Genomic DNA, 13,515 nt, shown 5'->3' on the forward strand with positions numbered 1-13,515 from the left:
CCCAAATCACGAATCCCGAATCCCATGAAATTAGTCGACGAAGCAGAAATCCTGGTCACCGCCGGTAATGGCGGCAATGGCTGTGTCGGCTTTCGCCGCGAGAAGTTCATCCCGTTGGGCGGGCCTGATGGCGGTGATGGCGGGGCAGGCGGCAGCGTCTGGATCGTGGCCGACGAGAACGTCAACACCCTGGTCGACTTCCGTCATGAGCGCACCTTCAAGGCGCAGCGCGGCGAGAACGGCATGGGCCGCCAGGCCTATGGCAAGGGCGGCGAAGATCGCGTCATCGTGGTGCCGGTCGGCACCGTGGTGATCAACGTGCAGACCGATGAAATCATTGGCGACCTGGTTCAGCACGGCGATCGCCTGCTGGTAGCCAAGGGCGGCAAGGGCGGTCTGGGCAACATGCATTTCAAGAGCTCGGTCAACCGTGCGCCGCGCCAGTCCACCACCGGTGAAGAGGGCGAGGAGCGCCTGCTCAAGCTGGAGCTCAAGCTGCTGGCCGACGTTGGCCTGCTGGGCTTCCCGAATGCCGGCAAGAGCACGCTGATCCGTGCGGTGTCTTCGGCCACGCCGAAGGTGGCGGACTACCCGTTCACCACGCTGTATCCCAATCTGGGCGTGGTCAGTGTCGAGGCGTACCGCAGCTTCGTGATCGCGGACGTGCCCGGCCTGATCGAAGGCGCAGCCGATGGTGCCGGCCTGGGCACGCAGTTCCTGCGTCACCTGCAGCGCACCCGCCTGCTGCTGCATCTGGTGGACATGGCTCCGATGGATGGTGGGGTGGACGGTGTGTCGCCGGCCGACCAGGTGCGTACCCTCGAGCGCGAGCTCGAGCGGCATGATCCGGAGTTGTTGAAGAAGCCGCGCTGGCTGGTGCTCAACAAGGCCGACCTGATGTTCGAGGACGAGGCGCGCGCCGCTGCCGAGGCCATCGTGGCCGAGCTGGGCTGGACCGCGCCGTGGTATCTGGTCTCGGCGCTGGGCCGTGACGGCACCTTCCCGATCATGAAGGACGTGATGGCCTTCTTCGACCGCCAGCGCGAGGACGAGCTCGAGGCGCGCGATGCGGGCTGAGTGCGCACACGCACACACAAAAAACCCGGCCGAGGCCGGGTTTTTCTGTGCTACCGGAAGCCAGGCTTCCGGCAACGTCGCTGCCGATCGCTTACGCGGCCTTGATGGCCTTGATGCGCGCGGTCAGGCGGCTCTTGTGGCGTGCAGCCTTGTTCTTGTGAATCAGGCCACGGGCGCTGAAACGGTCGAGGATCGGCTGTGCAACGGCGAAAGCAGCTTCGGCGCCTGCAGCATCGTTGGCGTCAAGGGCCTTGATCACCTTCTTGACGGCGGTGCGCAGCATCGAGCGCTGACCGGTGTTGCGCTCATTGCGCACAATGGTCTGCTTGGCGCGCTTCTTGGCGGACTTGATATTGGCCACGGTGGTGGTTTCCTGAAAAATCGGTGTGGTGGAAAAAGCAAGCGCGAAAGTATGATGGACCCAGATATGTACGTCAAGTCAGTTGTCAAGAGGCAGTCCCCATGAGCACCCCCCGCATGATGAGGGGCCTGCTCTCCTTCAGCAGCATGACCATGGTGTCGCGGGTATTGGGGCTGGTGCGCGACCAGGTCATCACCACCACCTTCGGCAGCAATGCAGTGACCGATGCGTTCTGGGTGGCCTTCCGGGTTCCCAATTTCCTGCGGCGGCTATTTGCCGAAGGCTCCTTCGCCACCGCCTTCGTGCCGGTGTTTACCGAAGTCAAGGAAGCCAGGCCGCATGCCGAGCTGCGCGAGCTGATGGCGCGCGTGGCCGGAACCCTCGGCGGCGTGCTGCTGCTGGTCACCGCGCTGGCGCTGATCTTCGCCCCGCAGCTGGCCACGCTGTTTTCCAGCGGGGTGGACACCGATCCGGCCAAGCATGGCCTGCTGGTGGATCTGTTCCGTCTGACCTTCCCGTTCCTGCTGTTCGTGTCGCTGACTGCGCTGGCGGGCGGGGCGCTGAACAGTTTCCAGAAGTTCGCCATGCCGGCGCTGACCCCGGTGATCCTCAACCTGTGCATGATCGCCGGGGCGGTGTGGCTGGCGCCGCGGCTGGGTGGGACGCCGGAAAGGCAGATCCTCGCGCTGGGCTGGGCGGTGCTGGCGGCGGGCATGCTGCAGTTGCTGTTCCAGCTGCCTTCGCTGAAGGGCATCAACCTGTTGACCCTGCCGCGCTGGGGCTGGCGACATCCGGGTGTGCGCAAGGTGCTGACCCTGATGGTGCCGACCCTGTTCGGCTCCTCGGTGGCGCAGATCAACCTGCTGCTGGACACCGTGATCGCCGCCAAGCTGACCGATGGCTCGCAGTCGTGGCTGTCGCTGGCCGACCGGTTCCTGGAACTGCCGCTGGGCGTGTTCGGGGTGGCGCTGGGCACGGTGATCCTGCCGGCGCTGGCGCGCCATCACGTCAAGACCGACCGCGCCGCGTTTTCCAGCGCGCTGGACTGGGGCTTCCGGACAACCTTGCTGATCGCAATGCCGGCCATGCTGGGGTTGTTGTTGCTGGCCGAGCCGCTGGTGGCAACGTTGTTCCAGTATCACAAGTTCACCGCTTTCGACACCCGCATGACGGCCTTGTCGGTATACGGCCTGAGCTTTGGCCTACCGGCGTACGCCATGCTCAAGGTGGTGCTGCCGGCGTTCTATGCGCGCCAGGACACCCGCACCCCGGTGCGCGCCGGCGTGGCGGCGCTGGTGGCCAATATGGTGTTCAACTTTGCGTTCCTGGCGGTGCTGTACCACCTCATGGTGCCGCCCGAGCTCAAGGCGCAGGGCGTGATGCAGGCGCTGGGTAAACAGCCCGGGCTGCATCTGGCGCTGGGTATTGCCAGCGCGCTGTCGAGTTATCTCAACCTGGGGCTACTGTGGTACTGGCTGGGCAAGTCCGGCGTGTATCAGCGCCGGCCGGGCTGGGGCGGCTATGTGATGCGTCTGCTGCTGGCATGCACGGCGATGGCGGTAGTGCTGTTGGGCCTGCTGTGGTGGCTGCCGTCGTTCACCGGAATGGACAAGTGGCAGCGGATCGGCTGGCTGGCGGTGCTGGTCGGCAGTGGCGGGCTGACCTACCTGGCAGCGCAGCTGGCGCTGGGTCTGCGGCCGCGCCACCTGCGCGAGAGCTGAGTCTGGATGTCGGGTCCCTTCCCCCGTGTGCGGGGGAAAGTGCCTGAAGGGCGGATGGGGGTAGGCCGTACCGGCGGCGGGCTTGGCCTGGTGTCGCTGAGCGCTTGCGTGATCGATGCGGATCATGCGGGTTGACAGGCACGGCTATACTTACAAGTTATGTATCAGCGAGGGTCGGCCGCCAAGCCGGCATCTGTTTGGATCGAGGAATGAGCAGGCTGTTTAGAGACGTCGAGGGCGGGACGCTGTTCCCGCACGGAAGCGTGGTCTGCATCGGCGCCTTCGATGGCCTGCACCTGGGGCATCGGGCATTGGTGCAGCACGCGGTTGACCGCGCGCGCGCGCTGGGCGTACCGGCAGTGGCGTTGAGCTTCGAGCCATTGCCGCGCGAGTTCTTCGCCCCGGCCGCACCGCCGCCGCGGCTGACCCTGGCGCGCGCCAAGATCGAAGGCTTGCTCGGCTTCGGCGCCGACAGCGTCGGCCTGATCCGTTTCGATGGCCGTCTGTCGGCGATGCGCGCCGAAGACTTCGTGCGGCTGGCGCTGGTGGGCCGGCTCTGCGCCCGCGAGGTGTGGATCGGCCCGGAATTCCGTTTCGGCCATCGCCGTGGCGGCGACATCGCCTTGTTGCGCACACTCGGCGAGCAGCACGGATTTGCGGCCGGGGAGATTGCGCCGGTGCATCTGCATGGCGAGCGCATTTCGGCCACGCGCATCCGTGAATTATTGGTGGCAGGCGAGTTTGCGCACGCCGCCGATCTGCTCGGCCGCCCGTACGCCATCGGCGGGCGGGTGGTGCGCGGCAAGCAACTGGGTCGCACGTTGGGCTACCCCACCGCGAATCTGCGGTTTTCGCGCACGCCGGCGCTGTCGGGCATCTATGCCACCTGGGTGCACGGCGTGGCCGCGCAACCGTGGCCCTCGGTGTCCAGCTTCGGCACGCGGCCGACCGTGGCTGGCGTGGAGCCGCTGCTGGAAGCGCATCTGTTCGATTTCCAGGGCGATCTGTACGGCCGGCATCTGGAAGTCGAATTCGTCGCCAAACTGCGCAACGAGGAAAAGTTCGATGGTCTGGAGGCGCTGACCGTGCAGATGCATCGCGATGCCGAACAGGCGCGTGCGGTGCTTGAGGGCAGCCCGTCGCGAATGCTGGTTGGCGCTGGAAGCATGGGCGGCCTGCAGCAGGCGCGCGATGTTTCCGTGCATGCCGAAGGCAGTCGCGCGCAAGGCGCTGTGGCGCCCGGTGCACACCCCAATGATGCGAGTCCTTCGCAACAGCCCGCACATCCGAGTGCGGACTCCGATGATGCGAGTCCTTCGCAACAGCCCGCACGTCCCTGTGCGGACTCTTCAATGAAAGCAGCGCAACGGTAGATTCCTGTGACCCAAGACTACAAAGCCACTCTTCATCTGCCTGCGACGGACTTTCCGATGCGCGGCGACCTGCCCAAGCGCGAGCCGGCGATGCTGGACCGCTGGGAGCGCGAGGGTCTGTATGCGCAGCTGCGCGCGAACGCGGCCGGACGCCCGCTGTTCGTGCTGCACGATGGCCCGCCGTATGCCAACGGCCAGATCCATCTCGGTCACGCGGTCAACAAGATCCTCAAGGACATCATCGTCAAGTCGAAGTATCTGGCTGGCTTCGATGCGCCCTACATCCCGGGCTGGGACTGCCACGGCTTGCCGATCGAAATTGCGATCGAGAAAAAGTACGGCAAGGTCGGCGTGAAGCTGGACGCGGCGGAATTTCGTCAGAAGTGCCGCGAGTACGCGAGCGAGCAGATCGATCTGCAGCGCCGCGACTTCAAGCGCCTGGGCGTGGTGGGCGATTGGGACAACCCGTACAAGACCCTGGATTTCCGCTTCGAGGCCAACGAGCTGCGCGCGCTGGCCAGGATCATCGAGAACGGCCATCTGACCCGTGGCGTCAAGCCGGTGCACTGGTGCTTCGATTGCGGCTCGGCGCTGGCCGAAGCCGAGATCGAATACGCCGACAAGGTCTCGCCGACGGTGGATATCGCCTATCCGGCGCGCGATCCGGGTGCTGTCGCTGCCGCATTCGGTGCGACGCTACCGGCGGACGTGAGCGTGGCGGTGCCGATCTGGACCACCACGCCGTGGACGCTGCCGGCCTCGCTGGCGGTGAGCCTGGGTGCGGAACTGGATTACGTGCTGGTCGAAGGCCCGGCCGATCGCGGCCAGCCGCGTTGGCTGGTGATGGCAGAGGCCTTGGCGGCCAAGGCGTTGTCGCGCTACGGCGTGGACGAGGTGGTGGTGCACGGTCGCGCCAAGGGCGCGGTGCTGGATCAGATGCTGCTGAATCACCCGTTCTACGTCGAGCGCGAGATCCCGCTGCTGCTGGGTGACCATGTGTCGGCCGAGGACGGTACCGGCGCGGTGCACACCGCCCCAGGTCACGGCCAGGAGGACTACCAGGTCTCCAAGCAGTACGGGCTGCTGGAGCGCTACGGCGCGGCGCAGATCAATCCGGTAGACGGACGCGGCGTGTATCTGCCGTCGACCCCGCCGCTGGGCGATACCGTGCTGGCCGGGCTGCATATCTGGAAGGCCAACGAGGTCATCATCGACGCGCTGCGCGACACCGGCGTGCTGCTGGCGGCGAGCAAGATGGAGCACAGCTATCCGCACTGCTGGCGGCACAAAACGCCGATCGCGTTCCGTGCCACGCCGCAGTGGTTCTTTTCGATGGAGCAGGCCAACCTGCGCGCTGACGCGCTTAAGGCGATCGAACAGGTGACGTGGTACCCGGCCTGGGGCCAGGCGCGTATTGCCGGCATGGTCGAAGGACGTCCGGACTGGACCATCTCGCGCCAGCGCACCTGGGGCGTGCCGATCGCCCTGTTCGTGCATCGCGAAACCGGCGAGCCGCATCCACGCAGCACCGAATTGCTGGGGCAGGTGGCCGACCGGGTGGAGCAGCGCGGTGTGGACGTGTGGTACACGCTGGATGCCGCCGAGCTGCTGGGCGACGAGGCCGCCGACTACGACAAGATCACCGACATCCTGGATGTGTGGTTCGACTCGGGCGTGACCCACGAGGCGGTGCTGGTGGACCGCGGCCTGCCCACGCCGGCGGACCTGTATCTGGAAGGCTCCGATCAGCACCGTGGCTGGTTCCAGTCCTCGCTGCTGACCGGCGTGGCCATGAATAAGGCGGCGCCGTACAAGCAGTGCCTGACCCACGGCTTCACCGTGGACGAGCACGGCCGCAAGATGTCCAAGTCGCTGGGCAACGGCATCGAGCCGCAGGACATCATGAAGACGCTGGGCGCGGACATCCTGCGCCTGTGGATCGCCTCGGCCGACTACAGCAACGAGATGTCGCTGTCGCAGGAGATCCTCAAGCGCAATGCCGATGCGTATCGCCGCCTGCGCAATACCGCGCGTTTCCTGCTGGGCAACCTGCATGGCTTCGACCCGCTGCAGCATCTGGTGGCGCTGGACGACATGGTGTTGCTGGACCGCTGGATCGTGCATCGCGCGCATGAGCTGCAGGAAAAGATCGTGGCCGCCTACGCGCGCTACGACTTCGCCGAAATCGTGCAGGCGCTGCTGAATTTCTGCAGCGTGGATCTGGGCTCGCTGTACCTGGACGTCACCAAGGACCGTCTGTACACGATGGCCGAGGATTCGCGCGGCCGGCGTTCGGCGCAGAGCGCGATGTATCACGTGGCCGAGGCGTTCGTGCGCTGGGTCGCGCCGGTGCTCACCTTCACCGCCGAAGAGCTGTGGGCGTATCTGCCCGGCGAGCATGTCGGCAACGTGCTGTTCGCCACCTGGTATGACGGCCTGGCGCCGCTGCCGGCCGATGCGGCGTTGACCAGTGCCGATGTCGACAAGTTGCTGGCGCTGCGCGAGCAGGTCGCCAAGGTGCTGGAACCGATGCGTGCCAATGGCGCCATCGGCGCCGCACTGGAAGCGGAAATCACCGTGGCCGCCGATGCGCAGACCGCCGCGCGCTGGCAGCCGCTGAGCCAGGAGCTGCGCTTCCTGTTCATCAGTGGCGATGTGACCGTGACCGCGGCCAGCACCGACGACATCTTCGTCAGTGCGCAGCCGACCACCAAGGCCAAGTGCGTGCGCTGCTGGCATCACCAGGCCAGCGTGGGCAGCGACCCGCGGCATCCCGAGCTGTGCAGCCGCTGCGTCAGCAACATCGAAGGCCCTGGCGAGGACCGTCGCTGGTTCTGATGGCTTGATTCCCTCTCCCGCAAGCGGGAGTCCGTTTCAATACCCTTCTCCCGCAAGCGGGAGAAGGTGGCGCGCAGCGCCGGATGAGGGCCTCGCCGGCGCATTCGGCACCGCTTGCCGATTTGCCCGTCGGGCAGCTTCTTCCGAACCCGGGAGCAGCAACAGCTAAGGTGATTCGATGACCGCAAGACCCAAACCCTCCGCATTGATCTGGTTGCTGCTGTCGGCCGTGGTGATCGGGCTGGACCAGTGGAGCAAGGCCTGGGTGCTGTCCAGCCTGCCCGAGTACACCCCGGTGCCGGTCATCGAGGGTTTTTGGAACTGGTACCGCACCTATAACACCGGCGCGGCCTTCAGCTTTCTGAGCGATGCCGGCGGCTGGCAGCTGTGGTTCTTCACTGCGTTGGCGGTGGGTATCAGCGGCCTGCTGGCGTTCTGGCTGTCGCGCACCGCGCGCAACGAGTGGCGCAGCGCGCTGCCGTATGCACTGGTGATCGGCGGGGCGATCGGCAATGTGATCGACCGGCTGGTGCACGGCCATGTGGTCGATTTCATCCAGTGGTACATCGGCAGCCATACCTGGCCGTCGTTCAACATCGCCGATTCGGCGATCGTGGGGGGCGCGATCGGGATTGCCGTGTTCGGCCTGTTCGACAAGTCCGGCAAGCGGGAGCCGGGAATCGGGAATCGCCGCTGAAGTTCCCGCGGACCGGCGCTGCCCGGCTCCATTCCCCAATCGCCATTCCCGTAGAATGCACCGCATGGATGTCCTGCTCGCCAATCCCCGTGGTTTTTGTGCCGGCGTCGACCGCGCGATCGAGATCGTCAAGCGTGCGATCGAGACGCTGGGCGCGCCGATCTATGTGCGGCACGAGGTGGTGCACAACCGTTTCGTGGTCGACGACCTCAAGCAGCGCGGTGCGATCTTCGTCGAAGAGCTGGACGAGGTGCCCGACAACGCCACGGTGATCTTCAGTGCGCACGGCGTCTCACAGGCGGTGCGCCAGGAAGCCGAGCGCCGTGGGCTCAAGGTGTTCGATGCCACCTGCCCGCTGGTGACCAAGGTGCATTTCGAGGTGGCGCGGCACTGCCGGGCCGGCCGCGATGTGGTGCTGATCGGCCATGCCGGGCATCCGGAGGTGGAAGGCACGATGGGGCAGTGGAGCCGTGAGCGTGGCGCGGGCACCATCTATCTGGTCGAGGACATCGCGCAGGTGGCCACACTCCACATCAACCAGCCGGAAAACCTGGCCTACACCACCCAGACCACGCTGTCGGTGGACGACACCATGGGCATCATCGAGGCCCTGCGCGCACGCTACCCGGCGATGCAGGGGCCCAGGCACGACGACATCTGCTACGCCACCCAGAACCGCCAGGACGCCGTGCGCGATCTGGCGCGCCAGTGCGACCTGGTGCTGGTGGTCGGTTCGCCCAACAGTTCCAACTCCAACCGGCTGAGCGAGCTGGCCCGGCGCGATGGCGTGGAGTCGTACCTGATCGACAATGCCAGCGAGATCGACCCGGCCTGGGTCGTCGGCAAACAGCATATCGGCCTGACTGCCGGTGCCTCCGCTCCGCAGGTGCTGGTCGACGGCGTGCTGGCCCGGTTGCGCGAGCTCGGTGCGGCAGGCGTGTCCGAACTGGAAGGCGAGCCGGAATCGATGGTGTTCGCGCTGCCCAAGGAACTGCGGCTGCGCCTGGTCAGTTGAGCGCGGCGGACGCCGGCGGCATCGGCGATGGCGCGACAGGCGGCATCGATTGACCGGGCTGCGTCGTGCTCCTACAATGCACGGCTCGCCGGAATAGCTCAGTTGGTAGAGCGGCGCATTCGTAATGCGTAGGTCGTAGGTTCGATTCCTATTTCCGGCACCAACGCTTCAGCACTGGGTCGGCCCTTGGCCGGCCCAGTCGCGTTTTGGGACGGCGCGCAACTGGATGCGTTTTTCAACACCGCTTTTTTGGCACGGTCGCAGCGCTTCAGTAACGGCCACGGCCGCCCACTGCACCCGCGCGCTGCGCTGCGACAACATGTCGCACACTTTTGCGCGCATTAATTGCGGCAGATCATTGCCAATGGGTTTCGTGCAGGTGCAGCAAAGATTAAAATTGGCGCGCTAACCCGTGTCTTCGGTCTGCGCGGGCCCGCCTTCACCAGGAAGGGCAGTGTCGGACATCTCCCTTGCGGAGCGACGAACGAGGCTGGCGTTCCTTCGCACTTGGATCGACCGATGATTCCGCTGAAACATCTCGGGCGTTTACTTCGTCCAGGCCTGATGTTGCCGTTCCTGCTGCTGGCAGGCTGCAACTCGGCCATCCTCAATCCGAAAGGCCAGATCGGCCACGACGAGAAGCAACTGCTGATCACCTCGGTGGTGTTGATGCTGATCGTGGTCATCCCGGTGATCGTGATGACGATTGCGTTCGCCTGGAAGTATCGCGCGTCCAACACGAAGGCACGCTACGAGCCGGATTGGTCGCACTCCACCGCCATCGAAGTGGTGGTGTGGTCGATCCCGTGCGTGATCATCCTGGTGCTGGCGGTGCTGACCTGGCGCTCCTCGCACGCACTGGACCCGTACCGGCCGCTGGATTCGGACGTCAAGCCGATCAACATCGAAGCGGTGTCGCTGGACTGGAAGTGGATGTTCATCTACCCGGACCAGAACATCGCCACCGTCAACGAGATCGCGTTCCCGGTGCACACGCCGCTGAACTTCAAGATCACCTCCGACACGGTGATGAACTCGTTCTTCATTCCGCACCTGGGCACCATGATCTACGCCATGGCGGGCATGGAAACCAAGCTGCATCTGGTGGCCAACGAGCCGGGCGAATACTTCGGCCTGTCGACCAACTACAGCGGTCACGGCTTCTCGAAGATGAGCTTCAAGGCGCATGCGGTCGATCAGGCCGGCTTCGAGGCGTGGGTGGCCAAGGTCAAGGCCTCGCCGACCGCGTTGAATGCTGCCGAGTACCAGGTGCTGGCCGCCAATCGCAACGACAAGGAACAGTATCCGGTCACCTACTACTCGTCGGTGCAGGACGGCATGTTCCGCTCGCTGGTCGACAAATACATGAATGGTCCGGGCCACAGCAAGGGTCATGGCGACCATGAGGCATCGGCTGCAGAGCCGGTCGCCATGTGCACTTCTGGAGACAAGTGATGCTAGGCAAACTTACGATCGAGGCAGTTCCGTACCACGAGCCGATCATCATGGTCGCGCTGGGTGGTGCAGGGCTGCTCGGCCTGCTCATCGCGGGCGCCATCACCAAGTACAAGCTGTGGGGCTACCTGTGGAAGGAGTGGTTCACCTCGGTGGACCACAAGCGCATCGGTGTGATGTACATCATCGTGGCGCTGGTCATGCTGCTGCGCGGCTTTGCCGACGCGGCCATGATGCGTACCCAACAGGCGCTGGCAGGTAACGGCGGCGAAGGTGTGCTGCCGCCGCACCACTACGACCAGATCTTTACCGCGCATGGCGTGATCATGATCTTCTTCATGGCCATGCCGTTCATGACCGGCCTGTTGAACCTGATCGTGCCGCTGCAGATCGGCGCACGCGACGTGGCGTTCCCGTTCCTGAACTCGCTGAGCTTCTGGCTGTTCGTGGCCGGTGCGGCGCTGATCAACATCTCGCTGGGTGTCGGTGAATTCGCGCAGACCGGCTGGCTGGCGTATCCGCCGTTGTCGGGGCTGGAATACAGTCCAGGGGTCGGTGTCGACTACTACATTTGGGCGTTGCAGGTGTCCGGGTTGGGCACCTTGCTGACCGGCATCAACTTCTTCGTGACGATCATGCGGATGCGCGCGCCGGGCATGACCCTGATGCGCATGCCGATCTTCACCTGGACCGCGCTGATCACCAACATCCTGATCATTGCCGCGTTCCCGATCCTGACCGTGGCGCTGGCGCTGCTGGGTGCCGACCGTTACCTGGGCACGCACTTCTTCACCAACGACGGTGGCGGCAACGCCATGATGTACGTCAACCTGATCTGGATCTGGGGTCACCCGGAGGTCTACATCCTGATCCTGCCGGCGTTCGGTATCTTCTCTGAGTTGATTGCGACTTATAGCCGCAAGCGGTTGTTCGGCTACACCTCGATGGTCTATGCCACCTCGTGCATCGGCGTGCTGTCGTTCGTGGTGTGGTTGCACCACTTCTTCACCATGGGCTCGGGTGCCAACGTCAATGCCTTCTTCGGCATCACGACGATGATCATCTCGATTCCCACCGGCGTGAAGATCTTCAACTGGCTGTTCACCATGTTCCGCGGTCGCGTGCACATGACCTCGCCGGTGCTGTGGACGATCGGCTTCATCATCACCTTCACCATCGGCGGCATGACCGGCGTGATGCTGGCGATTCCGGCCGTGGACTTCGTGCTGCACAACAGCCTGTTCCTGATCGCGCACTTCCATAACGTGATCATCGGTGGCGTGGTGTTCGGTTACCTGGCAGGTCTGACCTACTGGTTCCCGAAGGCGTTCGGCTTCAAGCTCAACGAGAAGATCGGCAAGGCGTCGTTCTGGTGCTGGATCATCGGTTTCTTCGTCGCCTTCATGCCGCTGTACGTGCTTGGCTTCATGGGCATGACCCGTCGCATGAACACCTACAACCACCCCGAGTGGGCGCCGTGGCTGTATGTCGCCGCGGTGGGTGCTGCGATCATCGGCCTGGGTATCTTCCTGAACCTGGTGCAGATCGGCTACAGCGTGTGGAAGCGCAAGGAGCATATGGACTACACGGGCGATCCGTGGGATGGCCGCACGCTGGAATGGGCCACCTCCTCGCCGCCGCCGTTCTACAACTTCGCCGTGCTGCCGCATATCGACGACCGCGACCAGTTCTGGGCCGACAAGCAGAACGGCAAGGGCTGGGTGCGTCCGTCCAAGTACGAGCCGATCCACATGCCGCGTAACACCGGTGCAGGCGTCTATATCGGTGCCTTCAGTGTGCTGCTGGGTTTCGGCCTGATCTGGCACATCTGGTGGCTGGCCATCATCGGCCTGGTGGGCATGATCGGCAGCTTCATTGCACGCACCTTCGATGACGATATCGATTACTGGGTGCCGGCCGATGAAGTGGAGCGCATCGAAAACGCACGCTTTGCCCTGCTCGAACAGCAACAGGCGGCGCAGGCCGCGAAGGTGGTATGACCATGGCTTCCTCGACCACGCTTGACCACGCCGCCCATGCGGGCGGCCACGATCACGACCACGACGAGCATCACGACGGCGGTGGCAACACCGTCTTCGGGTTCTGGGTCTACCTGATGAGCGACTGCCTGCTGTTTGCGGGCCTGTTCGCCACCTATGCGGTGCTCTCGGGCGCCACGGTGGACGGGCCGACAGCCAAGGAGCTGTTCGACCTGAAGTTCGTGCTGGTGGAAACCTTCCTGCTGTTGTTCAGCAGCCTGAGCTTCGGCTTTGCGATGATCTCCGCGCACAAGCGCAGCATGACCGGCCTGTATGGCTGGCTGGGCGTCACCGCGCTGCTGGGTATCGGCTTCCTGTGCATGGAAGTGTGGGAGTTCAATCACCTGATCCATGAAGGTGCCGGCCCGGGTCGCAGTGCGTTCCTGTCCGCCTTCTTCACCCTGGTGGGCACGCACGGTCTGCACGTGGCATCGGGTCTGCTGTGGATGGCGGTGCTGGTGATCCAGATCTCAAAGAACGGCCTGACCCCGCGCAACAGCACGCGTCTGGCCTGCCTGAGCCTGTTCTGGCACTTCCTGGACATCATCTGGATCGGTGTGTTCACCGTCGTCTATCTGCTGGGAGCGCTGTAATGGCCAATCACCACCACACCGATACTGCTGCCGATGCGCATGCCGGCGGCTTGAAGTCCTACCTGATCGGCTTCGTGATGGCCGTGATCCTCACTGTCATCCCGTTTGCGATGGTGATGAGCGGCGCCTTCTCCAAGGGCGTCACCATCGTCGTCATCTCGGTCATGGCCGCGGTGCAGATGCTGGTGCACATGGTGTATTTCCTGCATATGGACCGCACGCCCGAGCAGCGCTCCAACGTGCAGGTGGGCCTGTTCTCGCTGCTGATCATCGGCATCGTAATCGTCGGCTCGCTGTGGGTGCTGCACAACATGAACGTCAACATGATGCATTGAGACGGCACCAC

At 64.3% G+C, this 13,515-nt stretch carries 11 protein-coding genes and 1 tRNA gene; 11 read left to right on the plus strand and 1 reads right to left on the minus strand.

What is annotated here, in order from left to right:
* The first annotated feature begins 24 nt into the window (after nucleotides 1–24).
* A complete protein-coding gene (gene obgE, locus ACCQ10_RS06440) occupies nucleotides 25–1,077 on the plus strand; it encodes a GTPase ObgE (RefSeq protein ID WP_039409562.1) in 1,053 nt (350 codons plus the stop codon).
* Between the two features lie 91 nt (nucleotides 1,078–1,168).
* Here the strand turns inward: obgE and rpsT are convergent, their stop codons facing one another.
* Nucleotides 1,169–1,438, minus strand: coding sequence for a 30S ribosomal protein S20 (gene rpsT, locus ACCQ10_RS06445; RefSeq protein WP_003484323.1), 270 nt, complete (start codon nucleotides 1,436–1,438; stop codon nucleotides 1,169–1,171).
* Nucleotides 1,439–1,554: 116 nt separating this feature from the next.
* Between rpsT and murJ the strand changes: the two genes are divergently transcribed.
* The 10 genes from murJ (at nucleotide 1,555) to cyoD (ending at nucleotide 13,504) form a co-directional block, all read left to right on the plus strand.
* Nucleotides 1,555–3,159, plus strand: coding sequence for a murein biosynthesis integral membrane protein MurJ (gene murJ / locus ACCQ10_RS06450; protein ID WP_372363068.1), 1,605 nt, complete (start codon nucleotides 1,555–1,557; stop codon nucleotides 3,157–3,159).
* A 209-nt stretch (nucleotides 3,160–3,368) separates the two neighbouring features.
* Nucleotides 3,369–4,532: a bifunctional riboflavin kinase/FAD synthetase gene (locus tag ACCQ10_RS06455; protein ID WP_372362542.1), complete on the plus strand. Its 1,164-nt coding sequence runs from the start codon at nucleotides 3,369–3,371 to the stop codon at nucleotides 4,530–4,532.
* 6 nt (nucleotides 4,533–4,538) lie between these two features.
* Nucleotides 4,539–7,370 (plus strand): isoleucine--tRNA ligase, encoded by a 2,832-nt coding sequence (gene ileS, locus ACCQ10_RS06460; protein WP_372362543.1) that lies wholly within the window; start codon nucleotides 4,539–4,541, stop codon nucleotides 7,368–7,370.
* A 178-nt stretch (nucleotides 7,371–7,548) separates the two neighbouring features.
* Nucleotides 7,549–8,067 carry a signal peptidase II gene (gene lspA / locus ACCQ10_RS06465; RefSeq protein WP_372362544.1) on the plus strand — a complete coding sequence of 173 codons (519 nt, stop codon included), beginning with the start codon at nucleotides 7,549–7,551 and terminating at the stop codon, nucleotides 8,065–8,067.
* 64 nt (nucleotides 8,068–8,131) lie between these two features.
* The gene (gene ispH, locus ACCQ10_RS06470; RefSeq protein ID WP_179454807.1) at nucleotides 8,132–9,082 is read left to right on the plus strand and encodes a 4-hydroxy-3-methylbut-2-enyl diphosphate reductase; all 951 of its coding nucleotides are present in this window, start codon (nucleotides 8,132–8,134) and stop codon (nucleotides 9,080–9,082) included.
* A gap of 87 nt (nucleotides 9,083–9,169) precedes the next feature.
* Nucleotides 9,170–9,245, plus strand: a tRNA-Thr gene (locus ACCQ10_RS06475).
* A gap of 356 nt (nucleotides 9,246–9,601) precedes the next feature.
* Nucleotides 9,602–10,537 carry a ubiquinol oxidase subunit II gene (cyoA, locus tag ACCQ10_RS06480; RefSeq protein ID WP_372362545.1) on the plus strand — a complete coding sequence of 312 codons (936 nt, stop codon included), beginning with the start codon at nucleotides 9,602–9,604 and terminating at the stop codon, nucleotides 10,535–10,537.
* Nucleotides 10,537–12,537, plus strand: a complete 2,001-nt coding sequence (gene cyoB, locus ACCQ10_RS06485; protein ID WP_047696032.1) for a cytochrome o ubiquinol oxidase subunit I — start codon at nucleotides 10,537–10,539, stop codon at nucleotides 12,535–12,537. Before cyoA ends, cyoB begins: the two co-directional genes overlap by 1 nt.
* Nucleotides 12,534–13,169: a cytochrome o ubiquinol oxidase subunit III gene (gene cyoC, locus ACCQ10_RS06490; protein ID WP_179454805.1), complete on the plus strand. Its 636-nt coding sequence runs from the start codon at nucleotides 12,534–12,536 to the stop codon at nucleotides 13,167–13,169. Before cyoB ends, cyoC begins: the two co-directional genes overlap by 4 nt.
* On the plus strand, nucleotides 13,169–13,504 hold the full coding sequence (gene cyoD / locus ACCQ10_RS06495; protein WP_003484294.1) for a cytochrome o ubiquinol oxidase subunit IV: 336 nt from the start codon (nucleotides 13,169–13,171) through the stop codon (nucleotides 13,502–13,504). The genes cyoC and cyoD overlap by 1 nt, the downstream gene beginning before the upstream one ends.
* Nucleotides 13,505–13,515: the final 11 nt, after the last annotated feature.

Origin of the sequence: Xanthomonas sp. NCPPB 1325, from assembly GCF_041477645.2 — a bacterium.
Classification (GTDB): domain Bacteria; phylum Pseudomonadota; class Gammaproteobacteria; order Xanthomonadales; family Xanthomonadaceae; genus Xanthomonas; species Xanthomonas cannabis.